General features: G+C 55.8%; 15 protein-coding genes, 1 tRNA gene and 2 pseudogenes. 8 read left to right on the forward strand and 10 right to left on the reverse strand.

Going from position 1 to position 22767, the window contains the following annotated elements:
- Window positions 1-2 precede the first annotated feature (2 nt).
- The 5 genes from C7386_RS07800 to C7386_RS07820 all read right to left on the reverse strand — a co-directional run bounded on the left by C7386_RS07800 (window position 3) and on the right by C7386_RS07820 (window position 5066).
- The gene (locus C7386_RS07800; protein WP_116705217.1) at window positions 3-1391 is read right to left on the reverse strand and encodes an FAD-binding oxidoreductase; all 1389 of its coding nucleotides are present in this window, start codon (window positions 1389-1391) and stop codon (window positions 3-5) included.
- 63 nt (window positions 1392-1454) lie between these two features.
- A complete protein-coding gene (locus C7386_RS07805) occupies window positions 1455-2345 on the reverse strand; it encodes a MetQ/NlpA family ABC transporter substrate-binding protein (protein WP_116705218.1) in 891 nt (296 codons plus the stop codon).
- A gap of 47 nt (window positions 2346-2392) precedes the next feature.
- Window positions 2393-3346 carry an L-lactate dehydrogenase gene (locus tag C7386_RS07810; RefSeq protein WP_116705219.1) on the reverse strand — a complete coding sequence of 318 codons (954 nt, stop codon included), beginning with the start codon at window positions 3344-3346 and terminating at the stop codon, window positions 2393-2395.
- A 12-nt stretch (window positions 3347-3358) separates the two neighbouring features.
- Window positions 3359-4039: a methionine ABC transporter permease gene (locus tag C7386_RS07815; RefSeq protein ID WP_116705220.1), complete on the reverse strand. Its 681-nt coding sequence runs from the start codon at window positions 4037-4039 to the stop codon at window positions 3359-3361.
- A complete protein-coding gene (locus C7386_RS07820; protein WP_116705221.1) occupies window positions 4020-5066 on the reverse strand; it encodes a methionine ABC transporter ATP-binding protein in 1047 nt (348 codons plus the stop codon). The genes C7386_RS07815 and C7386_RS07820 overlap by 20 nt, the downstream gene beginning before the upstream one ends.
- A gap of 691 nt (window positions 5067-5757) precedes the next feature.
- Between C7386_RS07820 and C7386_RS07825 the strand changes: the two genes are divergently transcribed.
- From C7386_RS07825 to C7386_RS07840, 4 genes are read left to right on the forward strand one after another with little or no spacing between them, the layout of a single operon-like run.
- The gene (locus C7386_RS07825; RefSeq protein WP_116705222.1) at window positions 5758-6432 is read left to right on the forward strand and encodes a cysteine hydrolase family protein; all 675 of its coding nucleotides are present in this window, start codon (window positions 5758-5760) and stop codon (window positions 6430-6432) included.
- 28 nt (window positions 6433-6460) lie between these two features.
- Entirely contained in the window at window positions 6461-6718 is a 258-nt protein-coding gene (locus C7386_RS07830) for a hypothetical protein (RefSeq protein WP_116705223.1), read from the forward strand.
- A 14-nt stretch (window positions 6719-6732) separates the two neighbouring features.
- Window positions 6733-8277: a sodium:solute symporter family protein gene (locus C7386_RS07835; protein WP_116705224.1), complete on the forward strand. Its 1545-nt coding sequence runs from the start codon at window positions 6733-6735 to the stop codon at window positions 8275-8277.
- Window positions 8278-8297: 20 nt separating this feature from the next.
- Complete coding sequence (locus tag C7386_RS07840) at window positions 8298-11087, forward strand: molybdopterin-dependent oxidoreductase (RefSeq protein WP_116705225.1); 2790 nt, start codon at window positions 8298-8300, stop codon at window positions 11085-11087.
- A 100-nt stretch (window positions 11088-11187) separates the two neighbouring features.
- Here the strand turns inward: C7386_RS07840 and C7386_RS07845 are convergent, their stop codons facing one another.
- Window positions 11188-12144 (reverse strand): ketopantoate reductase family protein, encoded by a 957-nt coding sequence (locus tag C7386_RS07845; RefSeq protein WP_116705226.1) that lies wholly within the window; start codon window positions 12142-12144, stop codon window positions 11188-11190.
- 208 nt (window positions 12145-12352) lie between these two features.
- On the opposite strand from C7386_RS07845, the gene C7386_RS07850 reads away from it, so the two are divergent.
- Window positions 12353-15529: an ATP-binding protein gene (locus C7386_RS07850; protein WP_116705227.1), complete on the forward strand. Its 3177-nt coding sequence runs from the start codon at window positions 12353-12355 to the stop codon at window positions 15527-15529.
- Between the two features lie 11 nt (window positions 15530-15540).
- Here the strand turns inward: C7386_RS07850 and C7386_RS07855 are convergent, their stop codons facing one another.
- Together C7386_RS07855 and C7386_RS07860 are read right to left on the reverse strand one after the other, a co-directional pair.
- Window positions 15541-16827: a vWA domain-containing protein gene (locus C7386_RS07855; protein ID WP_110435584.1), complete on the reverse strand. Its 1287-nt coding sequence runs from the start codon at window positions 16825-16827 to the stop codon at window positions 15541-15543.
- 82 nt (window positions 16828-16909) lie between these two features.
- Window positions 16910-17878, reverse strand: a complete 969-nt coding sequence (locus C7386_RS07860; RefSeq protein ID WP_116705228.1) for a leucine-rich repeat protein — start codon at window positions 17876-17878, stop codon at window positions 16910-16912.
- 541 nt (window positions 17879-18419) lie between these two features.
- Here C7386_RS07860 and C7386_RS07865 point away from each other — a divergent pair.
- The 3 genes and pseudogenes from C7386_RS07865 to C7386_RS07875 all read left to right on the forward strand — a co-directional run.
- On the forward strand, window positions 18420-19787 hold the full coding sequence (locus tag C7386_RS07865; RefSeq protein WP_116705229.1) for a TrpB-like pyridoxal phosphate-dependent enzyme: 1368 nt from the start codon (window positions 18420-18422) through the stop codon (window positions 19785-19787).
- 223 nt (window positions 19788-20010) lie between these two features.
- Window positions 20011-20087: transfer RNA gene (locus tag C7386_RS07870), tRNA-Arg, on the forward strand.
- Window positions 20088-20375: 288 nt separating this feature from the next.
- A pseudogene (locus C7386_RS07875) lies at window positions 20376-21224 on the forward strand (IS256 family transposase); the annotation flags it as partial.
- A gap of 9 nt (window positions 21225-21233) precedes the next feature.
- On the opposite strand, the pseudogene C7386_RS13730 reads toward C7386_RS07875, so the two are convergent.
- Window positions 21234-21419, reverse strand: a pseudogene (locus C7386_RS13730) (IS3-like element ISLgar1 family transposase); the annotation flags it as partial.
- 288 nt (window positions 21420-21707) lie between these two features.
- The gene (locus C7386_RS07880) at window positions 21708-22742 is read right to left on the reverse strand and encodes a substrate-binding domain-containing protein (RefSeq protein ID WP_116705231.1); all 1035 of its coding nucleotides are present in this window, start codon (window positions 22740-22742) and stop codon (window positions 21708-21710) included.
- Window positions 22743-22767: the final 25 nt, after the last annotated feature.

Here is a 22767-nt window from a genome sequence, read left to right on the forward strand (position 1 = left end):
GGTTATTTTCCTCCCACAATGTAAGATTTCTGATCGTTCAGTATATGTTTCGGGTCGAGAGCGGTCTTGATGGTGTTCATCACGGCAAGATTCTCCTGCGCGGTCTCCCGCAGGAAGTACGACCGCTTGGAAATGCCGATGCCGTGCTCTCCCGAGGCTACGCCGCCGTAAGAATACGCCTTAGCGTAAGCCTGCTCCATGTTTTCGTGCAGCTCGCGCTCCCATGTCTGCTGGTCGCGGCCGTCGCGCACCACGCAGAGATGCACGTTGCCGTCACCCGCATGACCGAACGCGATCATACGCACGCCTGAGGATGCTTCCAGCTCGTTGATATAGCGAACGAAATCCGCCGTGTGGCTGATCGGCACCACGATGTCCACCGGCTCCTGCTCGGACACGGCCTCGACCGCCATAACGAGCGCACCGCGCACCTTCCAGATGTCGGCAGCCTGCTCAGCGCTGCGCAGCACGATGTAGTCGATGGCACCGTTGTCAAGTGCAAGGCGGCGCACGCGCTCGATATTCGCGTTGACCTCGCTCTCGTGACCGTCAAACGTCAGCAGGATGTATGAACCGGCATCCGGGCGCGGATATTGCACGCCGGAAAAGCTCTCGCCGAGCGCGACCACCTTGCGTTCCATGAACTCGACTGCGGTCGGGTTGGCGTTCGCCTGCAAAATCGTCAGCACGCTGCGGATACCCGTGCCGAGGTCGGCAAACGGCACGAGCACGCTCACCGTAGTCTCCGGCTTGGGAAGAAGGCGCAGCAGGCACTTGGTAATAACGGCCAGCGTGCCCTCCGAGCCGATGAGCAGGTGCTTGAGCGACAGTCCGCTCGCATCCTTCACCTGCTTGCCGCCGACTTTCAGCACCGTGCCGTCCGCAAGAACGACCTCCAGCCCGCGCACATAATCGCGCGTTACGCCGTACTTGACTGCACGCATGCCGCCCGCATTGGTGCTGATGTTGCCGCCGATACTCGAGGCCTTTTCGCCCGGGTCGGGCGGGTAAAACAGACCGCGTTCCTCGACATACGCCTGCAGATCCTTGAGCAGCATACCCGGCTCGACGGTGACCGTCATCGTGTCGCGGTCAAGTTCGAGCACGCGGTTCATTCGGGATACATCCAGAATGATACCACCGAACAGCGGGATTGTCGAGCCTACCAGATTGGTGCCCGCGCCGCGCGGCGTGACCGGGATGCCGTTTTCGTTGGCATACCGAAGCACGCCGCTGACCTCCTCGGTCGAGAGCGCGAACACGAGCGCATCCGCCGTGCCGGTGCGGCGGCCGAGCGCATCGCTCAGGTATTCCGCCGGAATATTTTCTGCGAAAAGCAGACGTTCTTCATCCGAAATGATATTCTGCAAAGCCTGTTTGCTTACTTCCATTGCTGTTTCCTCCTGCCGAAAATGCCGCCGGTTGTTTCCGGCGGCATTGGGAACGATTATGCATTACTTGTCTGCCAGCAGATCCTGATCCCAGCCTGCCTTGATGAAGTAGCCGCCGAACTGGTCGTTGAATACCTTCTCGGTCTCATCGGACTGGAACGCTGCTACGACCTTCTTGTAGGTCTCCAGCTTGTCCGCATCCTCGAGGTCAGCGGAACGTGCTGCGATCAGGTTCCAGTACTCCTCGATGTCCAGCTGATCATCCTTGTAGATGGCGTCCTCGGTCTTGAGGCCGAAATCCAGTGCATAGTTGCCGTTTACAACAGCTGCGGTAACGTCAGCCAGCGTGGACGGGATTACGTTAGCCTTCAGCTCCTCGATGGTGATCTTGGTGTTGTAGGTCTCGATGTCGTCGATGGTCGGGTTGAACTCTGCGCTGTCCTTCAGCTTGATCAGGCCCGCTGCTTCCAGAACCTTGAGGGCACGGCCGCCGTTGGTTACATCGTCCGGAATGGCTACGGTGTCGCCGTCCTTAAGCTCATCAACCGACTTAACCTTGTCGGAGTACAGGTTCAGCGGGATGATAAAGGTGTTGCCGATATTCTCAATCTCGTAGCCGTAGTTGTCGATCTCGCTCTGCAGGTAAATACGGTGCTGGAAAGCGTTCAGATCGATCTCGCCATTAGCGAGTGCGTTGTTCGGGGTAACGTAGTCCGAGAACTGTACGAACTCAAGGTCGATACCCTCGTCAGCCAGCTTTTCCTTGGCCGGGGTCCACAGATCCTCGTAGATGCTGCCTACTACGCCGAGCTTTACGGTTACGGCATCGCCGGAATTGCTGTCGGATGCCTGTGCATTATCGGAAGCTGCGCTGCTCGAGCCGCCGCAGGCGGTCAGGGACAGGGCGAGGGTCGCTGCGGACAGGGACAGTGCGATGATTCTTTTGAGCTTCATTTTAGGTGCCTCCATTATTGTGAAATAAAATTTTTAATTGACTGCTTTTATAATGTGAGCGACAGCTGATAATTCTCGCTCATGGTCTTGCAGGATGCGTTGAACTTCTCCTGCTCCTCCGGGGTGAGGTGCAGCTCAATGATCTCTGCGATGCCGTCGCGACCCACGATAGCGGGCACGCTGGCGTACACATCGTGCTGACCGTATTTGCCGTCCAACAGAACAGAAACCGAAAGAACGCGGTTCTCGTTGTAGAAGATGGCGCGAACGACCTCTGCGGCAGAAGCGCCGATGCCGAACTCGGTGCACTGCTTGCCGCGCAGGATGGTCCAGCCGCCTTCACGGCCTGCGTCAGCAAGCGCATCCAGGTCGAGTTTGCCGAAGGTGTCCGGATACTCCTCGCGCCACTGGGAAAGCGGCTTGCCCGCGATGGTGACAGCCGACCATGCGACCATCTGGCTTTCGCCGTGCTCGCCGAGCGCGTAAGCGGTGATGGATTTCTGGTCAATGCCGATCTCCTGTGCGATGGCGCGGCGCAGTCTTGCGGAATCCAGCGTGGTGCTGGTGGAGAAGATGCGCTCCGGTGCCCAGTTCAGCGTGTGCTGGATGTAATGCGTGATAACGTCCGCCGGATTGGAGATATTGACGATAATGCCGTCAAAACCGGATTCTTTGATGGATTTTGTTACATCTTTCAGGATGGCGATGGTCTGACCCAGCGTATCCATGCGGGTCTGATTGCCGGTCGGCAGCGGGCCCGCCGAGATAATCATGATCTGCGCGTCCTTTGCATCGCTGTAATCACCGGCGATGACTTTGGTGCGGACCGGCAGATAGTTGGTCGCATCGGTCAGGTCGAGCGCCTGTGCAACTGCCTTTGCGTGGTCGGAGTCGATGTAGACGATCTCGTCTGCAAGGCTCTGGGAAATAAGGGCATAGCCAACGTGGGAGCCGACATGGCCCGCGCCCACGATAACAACTTTGCGATTGGAAATACTCATGTCAGACACTCCTTAGTGCGTGTTCTTCTTGACGACCTTGCCGCCAGCGAACTCCATAATGCAAACGATGATGACGAGGACCAGCACGGTGACGTTGGTAACGTCCAGCATATTGCGGTCGTGGCCGTAACGGATAGCGAAGTCGCCCAGACCGCCCGCGCCGACAACACCCGCCATTGCGGTCAGGTTCAGCAGGCTGATGGCCGTGATGGTTGTGCCGCGCGCGATGGCGGCAACGCTTTCCTTCAGGTAAACGCGGAAGATGATCTCCAGCGGCGTGGAGCCCATCGAGAGAGCCGCTTCGACGAGGCCGCCGTCCAGCTCTGCGAGGGCGCTCTCCACCTGACGGGTGAAGAACGGCACCGCACCGAATACCAGCGGTACGATAGCGCCGCGGACATAGATGGCCGTGCCCATGATGGCACGCGACACCGGCATTACCCATGTCAGCAGGATGATGAACGGAATGGAACGGAACAGGCTGACCAGCTTGTCCAGAATCTGATAGACGATTTTGTTTTCCAGAATGCCGCCCGGCTTGGTGACGGTGATGAGCACGCCCAGCGTCAGCCCGAGCACGAACGAGATTGCACCCGACCAGACCACCATGAGCAGCGTGTCACCGATGGCCGCGTAGAAGTCCGGCAGCTTTGCCATTACATTCGGAATGATGTTATTCAGAAACTCTTGCATCCTTGATGACCTCCACTCCTACGTTTTTCTCAATGAGATATGCGATTGCCTGCGTGATCTGTTCACGCTCGCCGCTGATGATGGCTACCGTGCCGCCGATCGGTGCATCCTGCACGATGGCAATATCCGAAAAGATGATGTTGAGCACAATATCGAATTTGCGCGATACCGTCGAGATGAGCGGCTCGGATACATTGCGCTGAATGTAGCTCAGGCGCACGATAAGCTCGCCCGGATTGAGCTTGACGACCGGCGAATCCTCCGCGATGAGTTCTTCGATCTTGCGGAGATTGGAGGTCGTGTGGATGAAGTTCTTGGTGATGTCCTCTCTCGGGTTGGCGAAAATGTTGAACACCTCGCCGGACTCGACCACCTTGCCGTGCTCCATAACGGCTACGCGGTGGCAGATCTCCTTGACGACCGCCATTTCGTGGGTGATGATAACGACCGTGATGCCGAGCGTTTCATTCAGGTGCTTGAGCAGCTGCAGAATCGCCTTGGTGGTCTGCGGATCGAGTGCCGAGGTAGCCTCGTCGCAGAGCAGCACATTCGGGTCGTTGGCCAGTGCGCGAGCGATTGCTACACGCTGTTTCTGACCGCCGGACAGCTGCTTGGGGTACGCCTCCGCCTTATCACCGATGCCGACCAGATCAAGCAGGCGCTGTACCTTTTCCGCAATCTGCTGCTTAGAAAGGCCGCTGCCGCGCAGCGGATACGCTACGTTGCCGGCTACGGTGCGCGAGGGCATCAGGTTGAAGTGCTGGAAGATCATGCCGATCTTCTTGCGGGCCTGCCGCAGCTCCTTTGCCGAGAGCGACAGCATATCCTGACCATCTACGATCACCTTGCCAGAGGTCGGTCGCTCGAGCAGATTGATGCAGCGCACCAGCGTCGATTTACCCGCACCGGAAAAGCCGATCATACCGAAAATTTCGCCCTTGTCAATCGTCAGCGAAACATCCTGCACCGCATGAACGGTTCGCTTGCCGCTCACAAACTCCTTCGAGATATGTGACAATTCTATCAAGAAAATTCCTCCTTATTCCTCTTAAATGCGCAAAAAAGCGGGAAGCTCGCAGCTCCCCGCTTCAGAAAATGCAATGAATCCGCAAGGACGCGCAGCGTCAGGCAAGCCGGTTCAAAGTAATTTCATATTCTGTCGGTCAGGCAGCATCTGAGCATAATACAGCATGTTCATACACATTCGACCCGACATTCGTGCGTTTACGATGAACATTTTACTCGCTCCCTTCCGATTCCCTACTGGATTTGTTGGTTATAGAATAACACAGTCAATCCCCAGTGTCAACCTCGGAATTGTAGGAATTTTGTTTTCTGGCGGTTTTGCCAGTTTTGTATAAATCAAGTCAGTAAAATCTATGGGATTTAACTGATATTTTCAGCAGTTTGCTGTAATTCAAAGTGGTCTTCTTGGCAGGCATATTGGGTACCGAGCAGTTCATGCAGGGCGATATGCCGCGCGGCGCCGGAGCGTGGATTGAAATTTACTTGTTGTAGTCCTCGCCAGTGATTTCCTTAGTTGCTCCCTTCGCGGAGCGACACAGATAGCCGCATCGCCTCCATCCCTTCACGATTTTCCCCAACCCGACCAAAACATTTGCACATGTCATGACATATGTGCTATAATAACTCCAATACCGCTATTGACAGCGCCGCACAGATTGCTGCGGCGTTTTGCCGGGAAGGAGAAAAATCAAATGAAAGCATACTTTGACAGCATCGAAAAGGAGGTTCCGGAGCAATTACAGCAGGTTTTCCTCAATCGCCGCGATACGGCTGTCATTACGATTGACATGCACGATGGACACCTGTCAACCGACCCGGACTGTCCATGTCCGTCTCCGCGAGGACGCGAGATCATCAAACCGCTCAATCATTTCATGAACGAAGCACGCGCGCTCGGTCTGCCGATCATCCATGTCCGCTCAACGCTGCGTAAGGGCGGCGCAGACGAAAAACTGTTTCCGTCTGCGTGGCGCATGGTGTTTCCGGTTACGGTCGGTGAGATTCCCAACATCGCAGAGCACGCCATCGAAGGCACACGCTGGAACAGAATGTCCATCGATGTGCACGACGAGGACTACATGGTAACGACCAAAAAGCGCCTGAGCGCGTTCTATCCGACCGATCTGGAGCTGCTGCTGCGCAACCTTGGCATCCGCCGCGTGGTGCTCACCGGCTGCATGACCGACTGCTGCGTCATCAACACCGCCTTCGATGCCGCAAACCGCGATTTCCGCGTCGTCGTGCCGCGCGACCTGACCCGCGGCTCCGAGCACCTCGAAGAGCCTGCGCTGCGCATGATCTCGCTGCATCTGGGACTTGTCGTGGATTCGGATGCGCTGCTCGGCGAGTGGCGTTCGCAAAAATAAAATGATAGAGAAATCAAGGTGACACAAAATGAAAATCGGCAGAACAGAGAAAATCTGGCTGGCGTCTGTGCTGTTCTTCTGGGTATTCTATAACTTCCCGGGCTTCCCGCCCTACGGCAGCGAAACGGCCTGCATCATACACGGCCTCATCAGCTTTGTCGGCACGGTGCTCTCCGTGTATATCGGCTGCAAGCTGACCGAAAAGGAATATCCTCTCATCGAGGATGAGGAACAGGACGGACCGGCAGCGGACAGCACCGTTTCCGACACGAAACAGGACAGATAAAGGATATTAGAGAAATGACAACACAGGGTTTACTTTCAGGCAAGACAGTATGGATCGTTTTTGCGGTCTACTTTCTGTTTTTGATCGCTATCGCACGCTACACGACATGGAAGGAAAAGCGCGATGCAGGCCGCGTGGACTTGCAGGGCGGCCGGTTCAAGTGGCCGGTCATGGTCATGACGTACATCGCCTCGTGCATGAGTGTATGGGTGTTCTTTGCAGGCCCGGGCGCGTATTACCGCTACGGACTGGGCTACTTCTTCTCGGAAATGTGCATCTACTCCATGTTCCCGATCATCTGCTACTTCACGATGACCAAGGTATGGCTGGTCAACCAGCAGAAACATTTCACCACCCCGGCGGATTTCTTCTTCTGCCGCTACAAGTCCAAGGCGCTGACCGTTATCATCGACATTGTTTACATTATCTGCGCCGTGCCGTTTATCTCGGCGGTACTGGTAGCCGGCGGACGTGCAGCTGAGGTGGCCACCGGCGGCGCGGTATCCTCGCAGACGTTTACGCTCATTTGCGGCATTATCATGACGGTATTCGTAATGCTCGGCGGCGTAAAATCCACCGCACTGGCGGATGCTGTACAGGGCTGGTTCTTCATTCTGGCGCTGTGGGCAATTATTTTCGTAACGCTCAAGATCGTATTCAACGGCTCGATCATCGAGGCATTCCAGACCGTCCGCGTGCAGACACCGGACTGGTTCTCCTATCCGGGTCCGATCGGCATATGCACCTATCCGTCGCGCGTCAGCTATCCGCTTGCGTGTGCATTCGGCTACACGCTGCTGCTGCCACAGGTGTTCGTGCGCTCCGGCTATTACAGCGCGGGTCTGAAGGACCAGCGTCAGATGGCGTTCCTTGCACCGTTCCTGCAGATCATTGTCTGGGGCGGCACGATGCTCATCGGTCTGGTCGCGCTGGCTGCCATGCCTGACCTTACCAGCTCGGAAACCGAACTGGTTATCCCGTATATGTGCAACATCATCGCGGGCACGCACGGTCTGCTCGCGCAGATTCTGATGATCGTGTTCCTCATCGGCGTACTGGCGGTCGGTCTGTCCACTGCAAATGCGCTGCTGATGGTCATGTCCTCTATCATCTACAAGGACCTGCTGGTCGGTATCGGTCACTGCAAATTCAAGACATCCGAAACCTCGGTTATCCGCGTGGTAATTCTGCTGTTCGGTGCCGTAACGGTTGCCGTATCGCTCATGCACTGGGAATACGTCTACAATCTGATGATTTTCGCGGATTCCCTGGTCGAATCGCTGTTCCCGGCGCTGGTATTCGGCATTTACTGCAAGTGGGCAACCCGAAAAGCCGCTATCACCTCGATTTCGGTCGGTGCGATCATCATCTGCCTGACCTTCTTCGTCTGGGATCTCGGCTATGTGTGGTACGGCACGATCGGTCTGGCGACCGCGTTCGTGCTGATGTATGTGGTCTCTAAGCTGACAAAGGATGACCCGAAGGACAGCGAGGACTTTTACGAGGCGCTTGACTCCGGTCACAGACGCTTCATGCGCATCAAAGCAAAAATCAAGTAACGGCAGGAGGGCGAAATCCCATGCTACGATTTACGCTCAATGGCACACAAATTGAAATAGAAGACGGTGAAAACCGCACATTGCTCGAATATCTCCGCAATGTAAAGTGCATGAAGGGCACAAAAGAAGCCTGCAGCACCGGTCACTGCGGCGCGTGCAGCGTGCTGGTGGACGGCAGGCTGACGCGCTCATGCGTGACGCTCGTGCGCCGACTGGACGGCAAAGCCGTTGAGACCATCGAAAACGCACCGAACGACACCATGCTGCAGGTGATTCAGCACTCGTTTCTCGATGTCGGCGCTGTGCAGTGCGGCTTCTGCACACCGGGCATGGTCATGGCGACAAAGGCGCTGCTGCTGCACTATCCGGCCCCGACCGAGCCGGAAATCTGCGACGGGCTGAAAAACAACTACTGTCGCTGCACCGGCTACGTCAAAATTATCGAGGCGGTCAAGCTGGCAGCAGCGCGGCTGCGCGGGGAAGATCCGGATATCGACAGCTTCCGCAGCCACGAAAGCACGGTTATTGTGGTCGGGGAAAATCAGGTCGTGCCCGAAATCACCGGTTCCGCAGTCGGCAAGTCGATCTGGGATGTGGACGGCATGGACAAGACCGGCGGCAAACTGAAATTCTGCGACGACCTCACCGCTGAGGACATCGGCGCGGATACCCTGCTGCACGGTGCGTTCGTCTGGGCGCCGGCACCGCACGCAAAGATCAACACGGTGGACTACTCCGCCGCCGAACAGGCGGAAGGTGTGATGCGCATCGTGACGGCGGCTGACGTGCCCGGCATGAACAAGGTCGGCACATGGACGCCGGAGCAGCCGGTCTTTTGCACGGATGAGGTGCGGTTTCTCGGTGACCATCTGGCGCTGGTTGTCGCGGATACGGCGGCGCACGCGAGAGCGGCCGTCAAGCTGGTCAAAATCGACTATGAAGAACTGCCCGGTATCTACACCATGGCGGACGGCTACCGCCAAAACAGCTTCATCGTGCACACCGGCCGCGTCAGCGGCGATGTGGAGCAGGCAAAGCAGCGGACGGATATCGTCAAGCTCAACGTCTCCAAGGATATTGAGCCGCAGGAGCACGCCTGCATGGAGCCTGTTTCGGCTATCGGCATGGTGCAGGACGGCAAAACGATCCTCTATTCCTGCACACAGGCGCCGTTCGAGATCCGCAGTATGCTGGCAAAGATTCTGGACAAGCCAGAGGAGGATATCCGCGTTATCGTGACACCGCTCGGCGGCGGCTTCGGTAAAAAATGCGACTCATTTCTCGAAGCACCGGCGGTTGTTGCCGCTCACGCCTGCGGCAAGCCGGTTAAGATTACGCTGACGCGCAAGGAGGATTTGATCCTCACCACCAAACGCCACGGCTACCATACGGATTACGAGATCGGCTTTACGCCGGACGGCAAGTTCCAGTATCTGGACTGCCGCATGTTTTCGGACGGCGGCCCGTACGAATGCGAAAGCTACGGCACGCTGATGACCGGCGCGCTGATGAGCGGCGGCCCGTACATCATTCCCAATGTCAAGGTGGAAGGCTCGGCGATCCGCAACAATAATCTGCAGGGCGGCGCGTTCCGCGGCTACGGTATCAATCAGGCGGCGATCTCCATTGAAACTGCGATGGACATGATGGCGGAAAAGCTGGATATCGACCCGTTCGAGCTGCGCCGGCGCAATGCCGTCTATCCGGGTGCGACCTCAGTCGGCGGTGAGGTGCTCAAATACAGCATGGGTATGATAGATACCATCAATCAATGCGAAAAAAGCCTGAAAAAGGCGCTCAAGGAGTACGAAGGACAGTATCCCAAGGGCAGTAAGGTGCTCGGCTGGGGAATGGCCTCGGGATTCAAGAATGTCGGCGTCGGCAAGGGCATCTTCACCGATGACGGTGCGTGCAAGCTGATTCTGCAGGGTGACGGCCATCTGCACATGATCGTTTCCGGCACGGATATGGGACAGGGCTTCCGTACCGCCATGACGCAGATCGCGGCGGAAACGCTGGACATGGATATAGGGAATATCTTCATCACGAACGGCGACACCGAGCTGACCATCCCGACCGGCGAGTCGGTTTCCGAGCGGCAGACGCTGTGCGGCGGCCGTGCGGTATATGAGGCGTGTGTCAAGCTCAAGCAGGATTTAGACAGCCGTCCATGGCAGCCGGGCGAGGAACGCCGCGCGGAATATTACTATGCCTCCGACCCGTGCTTTGCCATCGGTGATTTTGAGGGTGCAAAGCAGCGCGGTGCAAAATACCGCAATTTTCCGGCGTATGCGTATGCCACGCAGGCCGCCATTGTCGAGGTGGACAAAGAAACCGGCGAGGTCCGGCTGCTCAAAATCATCGCGGCGCACGATGTCGGCCGCGCCATCAATCCGCATATCATCGAGGGTCAGATGCACGGCTCGTGCTCGATGGGACAGGGCTACGCACTGACCGAGGGATATCCGACGAAAAACGGCTATCCGGTCAAGACGCTGTACCGTCAGCTGGGTCTGCCGCGCGCCGAGGATACGCCGGATTACGAGATCATTTTAATCGAGGACCCGGAACCGCAGGGCCCGTTCGGCGCGAAAGGCATTTCCGAGGTTGCGACCGTGCCCGTCACACCGGCTATCCTGAACGCCGTGTCGCGTGCCATCGGCGTGCGCATCAATAAGGTGCCTGCGTCGCCCGAAGTCGTGCGCGAAGCCATCCGCACCGGCAAGTGTGAGGTGCCAACCATGGAGCAGCAGCTTCAGGCGCTCGAAAAGGATTGCGAATGTCACCGTCCGTCGGACGGTGTACAGTGAAATTTCTTGTCGTTGTTTACAATGACAGTCGAAACAGCATCACCACCTATAGCGCAAAGACCCGGAATCTTTTTCGGAAGATTCCGGGTCTTTGCCGTTTTCACTTATTTTCCGTCTGTTTTTTTACCGCCTCTGCGATTTTGCGATACTCCGGCACGTCCACGCCGTACTGCTCCGCCAGACGCACAACCTGATAAATCAAACCATCCACCTCGGACTGCTTGCCGGCTTCCATATCGCGCTGCATAGAGGTAGACGCGGTCGGTGCAAGCGCATCCAGAATGCGCAGGTTGCGCTCGACCAGCTCCCCCGGCCTGCTCTCCAGCGGAATACCCATCTTGTCCGCCAGCGCAACGACCTCTTTTATCAGGCTCACAAAGCTGTCGCGCACCTCGCCCGGATGCTGCATTTCCGCAGCTTTCGCGTGATAATACTGTCCGCAGGCCGCATTCGGCGACACATACGCAAATTTGAGCAGCGTGTCGCGCTCGACATACGGAGAATAAACCGGGTCGATCCCGGCGTTTTTGAGGTCAGTCTCGACCTGCTGCAGCACCGGATGATCGGTCTTGTGGCTCGGCAGTCCGTACACGATACGGCAGATCGCACCGTGCTTCTGAATGACGCCCGGCGCAATCCTGTTGGCCGAAATGTAGATGCAGCCGTCCGTGACGAGCAGCTCAGGCAGCTCCGCCTGCAGGGCACGGCCCGTGCCGTAGATATTGAGCACCGGAATAACTACCGTGTCCCTGCCTGCTGCCTTGCGGATGAACGGCACGGTATCCGCGAGAGAGTATCCCTTGACACACACGAAAATCACATCCGGCGCGGAAGCGCCCTGCTCCCTCGCGGCAAGAAAGCCGTCCATGTCGATCGCCTTGACCGGAATGCTCTCGCGCTCATTTTCTCCGGATACAAGCGTCAAGCCGTGCTCCTGCAGGACCGCAAGATGCTTTCCGCGTGCAATAAGTGTGGTATCCGCACCGGATTTGCTCAAATACGCGCCTACCGGTCCGCCAACGCCACCGGCACCGATAATCATATAACGCAGCTTCATCCTCTGTTCCTCCGATTGCTTTTTCTGCATTATAGCACAAAATCGGCAATGTATCCACAAGTCTGTGGATATCTCTGTGAAGCGCGTGATTCTCCGCTTCTGTCATTGCATCTGTTCCCTTTTCACGATATAATGATTTTATATATAACTTTCTCACCTGTCTAATTTGTTCGACAAAATTCGACAGCCTGCAAGGAGGTCATTGCACATGGCTGGCAAACCCCAAAAGAAAAGCACCGGCATCGTCAACGCCGCCATTGGCGCGCTGGCAGTCGTGCTGGCTATATTGATTGTCTGGATGATGAACCTCGTTTCCGGTATTCAGGGCACCGCGCGTATCATCAACTACGCCGGACTCGTGCGCGGCAAGACCCAGCGTATCGTCAAGCTGGAAATCTCCGGTCAGCCGCAGGACGGCATGATCGCAGATATTGACGCGTTTATCGACGGACTGCGCTTCGGCAGCGACGAGCTCAGCCTCGTGCGGCTGAACAATGATGCCTTCCAAAGCAAAATGCAGGAGCTGGATGACTATTTTCAAGCACTCAAGCAGGAGATCGGCCGCGTGCGCGCAGTCGGCTCAAATAACACAGACATCATTCCCATCAGCGAAACCTTTTTCGGCATCTGCGACGACGCGACCGGTCTGGCGGAGGCGTACTCGCAGCGCAAGGCAACCTCGCTTTCCGCTCTGGAGAAGTACATCACAGCGGATATCGTTGTGCTCATGCTGCTGATCGGCTACCAGCTGTTTCAGGCGCTGCATACGGCTGCGATGAACCGCGCTCTGCAGCATAAGGTCTATCTAGATGCCGCGACCGGCCTGCCCAACAAGAACAAGTGCGAGGAGCTGCTCGACGATCCGACGCCGCCTGCGCCAGAAACCGGCGTGTGCAGCTTTGACCTGAATAATCTGCGCCGCATCAACAACAGCATGGGTCATGAGGCCGGTGACGCATACATCCGGCGATTTGCGGTCGCGCTGCGTGCGGCCATGCCCGAGGAGCATTTTGTCGGCCGTACAGGCGGCGATGAGTTCCTCGCGATAACGCACGGACCGGATGCCGATGCGCTTCAGAAATTACTCTCCCATGTTCGTAAACAGCTTGCTGAGGATTCCCGACAGCATCCGGATACACCGCTCAGCTATGCGGCCGGCTTTGCGCTTGCATCGGACAATCCGGACAGCAATATGCGCGATCTGTTTGACCTTGCGGACAAAAACATGTACATCAACAAAAACCACGTCAAGCGCGAGGAAGCCGCCGCCGAAAAGCGGCTGGATTTTCAGCTGCTGAAGCAGGTCAACCGCCTGCACCGCAGCTTTTCCGACTGTCTGTACTGCGATGCGCATCTGGACACCTACCGCACCATCCGCGCATGCGAGAGCTTTTTTCTGGCATCGGACGGCAGCTACACCGGCGCCGTCGAGCAGATTGCCGAGGAACAGGCTGCTAAAAGCGAGCGCAGCCGCGTCCGTTCTGCGCTGCAGCTTGACGTACTGCAGCGCAGCCTGCATAGCGCAGAGGATACCCTCGAACTGCAGTACAACGCGGCCGAGGAAAGCCGCTACAGCCGTTTGACCGTTCTTCCGATTGACTGGGATGAAGCCGGTGTGCTGCACCACTTTATCCTCGCGTTCGAGACCATCCGGCTGAACGCCGACCAAGCCATCGACCCGAAGGAGCAGCTGACGCTGTACTACGAGCAGCTAAAGCAGTCTATCCTTGAGAACGACAGCTATGTGGACGCGCTGCTCGATATGGCGGGCACAATCTACACGGTAAACCTCACGCGCGACACCCTCGAGCGCAACATTTCACCTGCGGGCAAGAGCGATTCGGACCGGGCGCTGTTCCTTGACTACCCGCTTCCCTGCTCCTACCGCGACTACTGCGACGAGTACCGCAAGCGCGTCACACCGGCAACACTCGGCAGCTACCGCACGGCAGATACCAGTGCCCGTCTGCTCAAGCGCTTTGCCGCCGGTGAAAAACACATCACGGTGGAATACTGCGTGCAGGAGGATGACGGCGCTATCCGCTGGGTACAGAAAACCGTGCTGATGACGCAGACCACCGTGTTTGATCCGGAAATCAATGCCGAAATGCCGATGGTCACGGCGATTATCCTGCTGCAGGATACCTCGCAGATGCACGCCCGCGACGAGCAAGAGAACGCCCGTCTGCAGGCCGCCTTCGATGAAATGCGTATTGCGAACCGCACCAAAACCGAATTTCTCTCGCACATGAGTCACGATATCCGCACACCGCTCAACGGCATTATCGGTCTGCTGCAGGTGGACGAAACCCACTTTGATGACAAGGCGCTGCTGCTGGAAAATCACAAAAAAATGCAGATTTCCGCCAATCACTTGCTGTCGCTCATCAACGATGTGCTGCAGATGAGCAAGCTGGAGGAGGGCACGACCGTCCTTACGCACGAGCGCATCAGTCTGGTGGAGCTGACCCGCGATATCATTACCATCATCATCGGCCGCGCCGAAGAAGCCGGCATTAAGTGGGAGTACGAAAAGGACAAATCTATCATTCCGTATCCGTATATTTACGGCAGTCCGCTGCATCTGCGGCAGATTTTCCTCAATATTTACAGCAACTGCATCAAATACAACCGTCCCGGCGGTAAAATCACCACCCATACGGACTCGCTCGGTGAACAGGACGGCAAATGCACCTATCGCTGGACGATTTCGGATACGGGTATCGGCATGAGTCCGGACTTTGTTGACCATATTTTTGAACCGTTCACGCAGGAAAAGCAGGACGCGCGCAACTATTATCACGGCACCGGTCTCGGCATGACCATCACCAAGGAGCTTGTCGACCGGATGGGCGGCTCGATTACGGTCACGAGTCAGCTTGGTGTCGGCTCCACCTTTGTAATCACTTTGCCGTTTGAAATTGCACCGTCTCCTGAGCAGACACCGGACGCACATGCCGCGCCGGATATCAGCATTGCAGGCTGCAAGCTGCTGCTCGTCGAGGACAATGCGCTCAACGCCGAAATCGCACAGATTCTGCTGACCGACGAAGGAGCGACCGTAACTGTCGTCACGGATGGCAAACAGGCTGTGGAGATCGTGCAGAACAATCCACCGGACACATTCGACGCGGTTCTCATGGATGTGATGATGCCTGTGATGAACGGCATTGACGCTGCGAAGACCATTCGCTCGCTCAACCGACCGGACGCGAAAACGCTGCCCATCATCGCCATGACCGCAAACGCCTTTTACGAGGATGCACAGAAGTGCCTCGCCGCAGGCATGAATGCCCATCTGGCAAAGCCGCTGCAGATAAAGAAGGTCAAGCAGACGATCGCCGAATGGGTGAAAAATAACCGAACTGCAAAAAAGGACGCGTAAAGCGTCCTTTTTCATTCTACAGATAACGCATCCTCGCTGATTACCGCCCGAATCCCCCATGACGGCACCTTATCCGGATAGGCTTCGCCTTCAAGCATGACAAACGCCGCATCGTACTTCGGACGTTTTTTCGGGTAGATGCCGAGTCCGTCCGTGAAGTACAGCAGGCCGCGCAGATGGCGGAACGCGCCTTCGGCATTTAAGCGGTCAACGTGCTCGAAAACCGGACGGAAATCGGTCGCAGACTGACCGATCAGTTCAAAATGCTCCATATATTCCGCAAGTTCCCGCGCATTTGTCACCTTTTTGTCCGAGCGCAGCTGATCATCGCACTGCAGAATACGCAGATTGAAATGCCGGAAAAAGCTGGTGTTCTCCTGCAAAAGCTCATAGGTGCGGCTGAGGAACGCGCGCACGAGTTCACCGGAGGTGGACATCGAGGTATCGATGGCAATGACGAAATCCTCTATTTTCCGCACCTCCCGCGTCTCTAACGGCTCGATAAGCGGCATATTTCCGAAATGACGCAACCCGTAGGCGTAGTAGCCGTAGTCGAACGAATCCGCATCCACCGAGACCTCCTCCCGCAGAGCGGCAAACCGGCGCAGGAACGCGCGGAAATCAGTCGTTTTGCGGGTGGAAACGGCAAGCTGCTCCCGCACAGCCTGACCGCCTTCCGCCTTGTTCGCGAAAACCGTCTCCATCGCGGTCTGCGTGCGCTCGGCCTGCTGCTGCCAGCGGCGCTCCTGCTGATCGTCATCCTCCTTGTACCACAGCGTGTGCTCGTCTGTCGCAAACACGCGCGTGAGCGTGGCACAGTCATACGAATTCAGCCGCGTGCGGCGAAAGTGGCGATAGACCGCCTCAGCCGTCAGGACCGGCAGCTCGTCCCGCAGTTCACGGTAGATATTCTGCCGCCGAACTGACACCTTTTCCGCCTGCAGGCAGCGGTAATCCAGCGAATCCAGCATGCTTTCGACCGCAATATCGCACGACAGATCCCACAAATCGGCATCGCGTCCGCGTGTCTTTCCGGGATGGCGCAGCAGACAGTGGAACAGCGTGTGCAGATAGGCGCGGTTGACGTTCGCGCGGGAGCGCTCGTACTGCTGTGCCAGCCAGGCACCGCTGAAAAACAGCACGCGCGTGTCGGTAGCGAGCGTGGGTGTATCGTAACCGTCTGCCGCAGGCAGTGCCGCCAGCGCGGAATCGAGGAACGGCAGGTTCATGTACAGTTCGGTGCGGGCGGAAAACAGGATTTCGCGTCCGATAGAAGTCCAGCGGGAGGACTGCGACATAGAAAACATCACCTCACAGGTTCATCTTGCATCGTAGGGCGGGGTGCCCTACGGATTTATTGATAACTTCTATATATTTATATCATAATTCAAACGATTTGGCGCGTCCCTTGGACTGCGTTTTGCCGGCGGCTGACAGCAGAACGGACAGTGCGGCGGTCTGCTCTGCTTCGCGGGCAGACGTGCACGCGGCATCCACATCGGCGGCAGAGAGCACACCGAGCGACAGCAGGAAGGTCAAGGCAGCGGTCTCACCTGTCTTGGCGCAGGACTGCGCCAGATTGCCGCCGTGTGCGCGCAAAACCGTAAGATACTCCGCTTTTGCGGCATCCGAGATCGCAAACGGTATGGCAAGCCGCCGCACGGCTACACGTGCCGCGACCGAAAAATCGTGCCGCTCGAGCAGTTCGCTCAGGGCAGCATCATACTGCCGAAAATTCAGCACACCGCTGTCAAAGCACTGACGGTAGCTGTATCCTGCACCGTGAATGCGCCGCTGAAAAATATGCGCCGGACTGAGGTCCTCCAGTTCCTCGACGTACTCGGGGAACAGCAACCGCGCGTGCTCATCAAACCGCACATCGAGTTCTCCGGCGTACTCGCCGAGCAGCCTGGGCAGGCAGGTCGGCGCGGACGGCTCGGCGTGGATAACGACCTCGCGCACGCTCATGCAGTTCATCAGCGCACCGCCGCCGAACTCGCTGACGGAATCAGTCAGTTCGATGCGTTCAAGGTTTCGGCAGTTATAAAATGCATAACTGCCAACACTTTTTGCATCCTTCGGGAGCGTAACCGTGCGGATAGCCGCCGCATTGTGCTTCGGCTCCGTGCCGCCGCAGGTGATACGGACAGCGAACGTGTCCTTGCCTGTCAGATCGGGGGCCCGCTCGCTGAGTACATACGCGCCGACCTCGGTAACAGGCACACCGTCTATCTCATCCGGCAGACGCACAATATCGTCCTGCGTTTCGCACCGCAAAAGCGCAATGCCGCCGCTCGCACTCCGCGAACAGGTCAGCCGCAGTTCGTTTTCGCCCTCGATCACCCGCATTTGCACTCATGTCCTTTCTGCTTTTTCATTCTGCTACCCATTATAGCACAGTGTGCAGAAAAAGACGATACTGCGCCCTTCATTCTCATAATAAGAATTTATAACAGAAATAATATATTGTTTTTCGCAAATCATACTTGACAATCCACTGTTTTGCGAATATACTGTGACCATACCAAGTAAACCAACACAAACCAATGACGAAGACGAGTAGCAGGGAGACCGAACCTCCAAGAGAGCCGCAGGCGGTGTGATTGCGGCAGGCAAGGACCGTGTGAATGGACTTCAGCAGGGCAAGGCGAACGGCTTCGGCCAAGTAACTGCGACGGGGACTCCGCCCGTTATCAGGGGAGCGCGCATTGTTTGATGTGTGAGCAGAGTGGACGCAGTTTGCGTCAATCTGGGTGGTACCGCAAGAGCGTATTCGCTCCTGTCCCAAGAGAAATCTGGGACAGGAGCTTTTTATTTTGTAAAACAAATTGAGAGTGAAACTATTCACCATCTCTCCACTCTATCTGAAATTTGTAAAGGAGAAATCACCATGGCTAAGATCCCCCACAGACTTTATTTGACCGAAGACCAGATGCCCAAGCAGTGGTACAACCTGCGGGCGGACATGAAGGAAAAGCCGGACCCGCTGATTCATCCGGGCACGCACCAGCCGCTGCCGGAAGAAGCGCTGTATCCCATCTTCTGTCAAAAGCTGGCGCACCAGGAGCTGGACAACGACACCCGCTACATTGATATCCCCGAGCCGGTGCTCGATATGTATAAGCTGTACCGTCCGTCTCCGCTGTGCCGCGCGTACAATCTGGAGAAGGCGCTGGACACCCCGGCTAAGATCTACTACAAGTTTGAGGGCAACAACACCTCGGGCAGCCACAAGCTGAATTCCGCGATCGCACAGGCGTACTACGCCAAGGAACAGGGCCTCAAGGGCCTTACCACCGAGACCGGTGCCGGTCAGTGGGGTACTGCACTCTCTGAGGCATGCGCTTACTTCGGACTGGATTTGAAGGTATTCATGGTTAAGGTCTCCTACGAGCAGAAGCCGTTCCGCAAGGCCATCATGCAAACCTTTGACGCGAATGTAACGCCGTCTCCGTCCAATACGACCGAGGCAGGCCGCGCTATTCTGGCACACGATCCGACCACCGGCGGTTCGCTCGGCTGTGCGATTTCTGAGGCCGTAGAAGTGGCTACTACGCACGAGGGTTACCGCTATGTACTCGGCTCCGTGCTCAATCAGGTGCTGCTGCACCAGTCCATCATCGGTCTGGAGAGCAAGCAGGCTATGGAAATGCTCGACGAGTATCCGGATATCGTGATCGGCTGTGCCGGCGGCGGCTCCAACCTCGGCGGCCTGATTTCCCCGTTCATGCAGGATAAGCTGCTCGGCAAGGCCGACCCGCGCATCATCGCGGTGGAACCGGCCTCCTGCCCGTCGCTTACCCGCGGCAAGTATGTTTACGATTTCTGTGATACCGGCCACGTTACGCCGCTCGCACGGATGTATACGCTCGGCAACGGCTTCATGCCCGCGCCCAACCACGCAGGCGGCCTGCGCTACCACGGCATGAGTCCGATCCTCTCCAAGCTGTACCACGACGGTTATATGGAGGCGGTTTCGGTCAAGCAGACCGATGTATTCGACGCGGCAGTTCAGTTCGCCAAGGTGGAGACCATTCTTCCGGCGCCGGAGTCCAGCCACGCCATCCGCGCCGCAATCGACGAAGCGCTCAAGTGCAAGGAGACCGGCGAAGCTAAGACCATCTTGTTCGGTCTGACCGGTACCGGCTACTTTGATATGGCAGCATACGAGGCGTATCACAACGGCACCATGCGCAACCACATTCCCACCGATGAAGAGCTGCAGATCGGCTTCGATACCATTCCGCCGCAGGAATAAAACGCAATATAAGGTATATGGCAGACCTCCAATTTCTCTGCTGTATATAGCCGCCTGTTCCCCCACAGGCGGCTTTGTTTTGCCGAAAACAGGTTTCCGAAAAAACTTTCAAAAAATCTGAAAATAATTGTTGACATTAGGCCCCACCCGTGATATTATAATAAGGCAGTCAGCGAGAACGACAAAACGAAACGCCGACAGCGAAGGAAAATAGATCTTGTATGCGCCAGTAGCTCAGCTGGATAGAGTGTTTGGCTACGAACCAAAAGGTCGGGGGTTCGAATCCCTTCTGGCGTACCAGATCAACCGGTTATTTCGTAAGAAATGACCGGTTTTTCTTATTTTCTGTACAAATAGAAATCGAAGAAAAAATTTTTACCGTCTATTTACCGTCCATGCGGACATAGCAAAAGCCTCAGACATTTTATCGTCTGAGGCTTTTGCTATGTCTCTCTTTTGTTAAAAGTGGTTTTTCAAATCGATAGCGTATAATCAAGTTCGCAAAAGCAAATAGGCAATAGACAAGCCATCAGGGCTCCTGTAAAATGATAGTTGTCGAAAAAATCATGATATAAAGGAGAGACCCTAATGGCTCACAAAAAGAATACCACAAATCTGACAGAATTGCTACTGCAATGTGTGACGCAGCCGGATCCGATGTTGAGTATGCTGGAATGGCTGTGTACAGAACTGATGGAGGCAGAGGTCAATCAGCAGCTGGGAGCAGAGAAAAGCCAGCGCACGGACGGCAGGAGCGGCTACCGCAGCGGTTATCGTCCACGCCGCTTGGATACCCGGATGGGAACAATGTACCTCATGGTGCCCAAGGTTCGTCAGGGCGGCTACATTCCGTTCTTCGTCACGGAGTGCAAGCGCAGTGAAGCCATGCTCGTACAGGTGGTTCAGGAAGCCTTCGTGCAGGGCGTGTCTACCCGGAAAATGGAGAAGCTGGCGCATAGCCTCAGCATTGAAAATCTATCCAGAAGCCAGGTCAGTGAGATGACAAAAGGACTGAATGAGCAGGTCGAGGAGTTCCGTAATCGCTCTCTTGCCGGTACGGTGTACCCGGTTTTGTGGGTGGACGCACTGTATGAAAAAGTTCGTGTAGATGGCAGAATTGTTAGCATAGTGGTACTTATCGTGTGCGGTGTGGACGAAAATGGACATCGAGACATCATCGCCGTTGAACCCATGACCGATGAATCCAGAAGTTCCTATGGAGTGCTGTTTCAGAATCTGAAGGACCGTGGTCTGTCCACGCCCAGGCTTATCATTTCAGATGCTCACTCTGGGTTGGCTTCGACAATCCGTGAGTCCTTTTCCGGAGCCTCATGGCAGCGCTGCAAGGTGCATTTCATGCGGAATATTCTGGCCTATGTGCCGCAGAAAGAGAAGAAATCCTTCGCTGAGACACTCAAGGGAATCCGGCTGGCGCCTACGGCGGGGATAATCCTTCTCTAAGCCATAGAACATTTCATTTTTCAGCCTGCCGAAGAAGGTCTCCATAATGCAGTTGTCATAGTAGTTGCCCTTTCGGGACATAGATTGAATAATTCCATACTTTTGAAGTTCGCTCCGGTAAAATGCGTGCTAGTACTGCCAGCCCTGATCTGAGTGCATAATCAAATCTTGTACAGAAGGAAATCGTTCAAACGCTTTATGCATTATACACAGTACAGAGGCTTGGCTCAGGTGACAAACTGGGTGAAGTTTAAGTTTGCTGCTATGAATTTGAAAAAGTTAGCGATATGGAAATGGAAGGATTATTTCCGTTTCTTGCTTTTGACTTGTTCTAAATATGATAGAAACCCAATTGTAGCTTAATGCGCAACCGGGTTTCTTGACAAACTAAGACGCGGCACACGATGTGCCGCGCCTTTCATTAGGGGGGATTGGTTTAATAAACAAGAAGAAATGGTGTTATTTTGCTGCCAGTGCTTCTTCAGTGAACTGATCTGCATTATCTGCATTAACCGTAGTCATCGGAACACTTACAAAGTTCTTGCAGGGAGCGCCATCCAGAAATTCCAGTTCATCAGTGGTGCCATCTACCATATGACGCATCATATCGAGTGCAGCTTTGGCTTCAACCTGTGCATCCTGATACAGATCTGCATATTCCACACCATCCGTGATCCACTGGCTGGTGGAAGCGCCGATACCGACCAGCGTAAAGTTGGTAGCGTCCAGACCAAGAGCCTTCATGCTTTCCACGATGCCCTGCGTCTGCATATCACTCTGGGTTGCTACGCCGTCAAAGCCGCCAACGCCGTACTTCTGGATCCAGTCTTCGAAAATACTCTGTGCGAGAGTAGCCTCGTTGCGCTCTACATAGTTGACCTCGAGAATTTCAACGTCCGGGCGGTTTGCCGCGAACCAGTCCTGCAGGCCCTTCAGGCGGCCTGCGGCGTTGTCCTGACCATACGGCAGGCAGATAACACAGATTTTTGCGCCATCCTTCAAGCCGGGGGACATAGCTTCCGCTAGCTGAGCACCGATTGCTTCCTCCGAGCTGCCCGCGTAGCAGAAATCAAGATCCTTGCTGGAATCCGAAATCTGCGGTACGATGTTGACAAAGCCAACCTTAACATCCTTCTGCTGGAACTGCATCAGCATATCCGGCACGGAAAACAGTGGCTGGCAGAGGATAGCATCGATGTTCTTCTGAGCCAGTGCTTCGGTGGCTTCAATATAGCCGGTAACGTCCATCATACCGTTCGGGCTGGCGTTCAGTGCTTCAACCTCAAAGCCGTATTCCGGACCATGCTCAACGATTGCGTCATTCAGACGTTTGCAGTAATCATCATTCCACGCAGCGGAGATATAACCGAGCTTGTTGAGTGCCTGCTCACCGTCTGCGGAGTCACCGCCGGAGGAGCTGCCGCCCCGTCCACATGCTGCCAGGGAGAGTGCTACGCTTGCCGCCAATAATGTCGCCAGTAATCTCTTTTTCATTCTTTTTCCTCCGTTCTCTTTCTCA

The sequence above is a fragment of the Agathobaculum butyriciproducens genome, assembly GCA_003096535.1.
GTDB classification, from domain to species: Bacteria; Bacillota; Clostridia; order Oscillospirales; family Butyricicoccaceae; genus Agathobaculum; species Agathobaculum butyriciproducens.

Excerpts from the sequence above, each read along its gene's own strand:
- C7386_RS07800 (WP_116705217.1), bottom strand. The coding sequence starts at position 1,391 with ATGGAAGTAAGCAAACAGGCTTTGCAGAATATCATTTCGGATGAAGAA.
- C7386_RS07805 (WP_116705218.1), bottom strand. The coding sequence starts at position 2,345 with ATGAAGCTCAAAAGAATCATCGCACTGTCCCTGTCCGCAGCGACCCTC.
- C7386_RS07810 (WP_116705219.1), bottom strand. The coding sequence starts at position 3,346 with ATGAGTATTTCCAATCGCAAAGTTGTTATCGTGGGCGCGGGCCATGTC.
- C7386_RS07815 (WP_116705220.1), bottom strand. The coding sequence starts at position 4,039 with ATGCAAGAGTTTCTGAATAACATCATTCCGAATGTAATGGCAAAGCTG.
- C7386_RS07825 (WP_116705222.1), top strand. The coding sequence starts at position 5,758 with ATGAAAGCATACTTTGACAGCATCGAAAAGGAGGTTCCGGAGCAATTA.
- C7386_RS07830 (WP_116705223.1), top strand. The coding sequence starts at position 6,461 with ATGAAAATCGGCAGAACAGAGAAAATCTGGCTGGCGTCTGTGCTGTTC.
- C7386_RS07835 (WP_116705224.1), top strand. The coding sequence starts at position 6,733 with ATGACAACACAGGGTTTACTTTCAGGCAAGACAGTATGGATCGTTTTT.
- C7386_RS07840 (WP_116705225.1), top strand. The coding sequence starts at position 8,298 with ATGCTACGATTTACGCTCAATGGCACACAAATTGAAATAGAAGACGGT.
- C7386_RS07845 (WP_116705226.1), bottom strand. The coding sequence starts at position 12,144 with ATGAAGCTGCGTTATATGATTATCGGTGCCGGTGGCGTTGGCGGACCG.
- C7386_RS07850 (WP_116705227.1), top strand. The coding sequence starts at position 12,353 with ATGGCTGGCAAACCCCAAAAGAAAAGCACCGGCATCGTCAACGCCGCC.
- C7386_RS07855 (WP_110435584.1), bottom strand. The coding sequence starts at position 16,827 with ATGTCGCAGTCCTCCCGCTGGACTTCTATCGGACGCGAAATCCTGTTT.
- C7386_RS07860 (WP_116705228.1), bottom strand. The coding sequence starts at position 17,878 with ATGCGGGTGATCGAGGGCGAAAACGAACTGCGGCTGACCTGTTCGCGG.
- C7386_RS07865 (WP_116705229.1), top strand. The coding sequence starts at position 18,420 with ATGGCTAAGATCCCCCACAGACTTTATTTGACCGAAGACCAGATGCCC.
- C7386_RS07880 (WP_116705231.1), bottom strand. The coding sequence starts at position 22,742 with ATGAAAAAGAGATTACTGGCGACATTATTGGCGGCAAGCGTAGCACTC.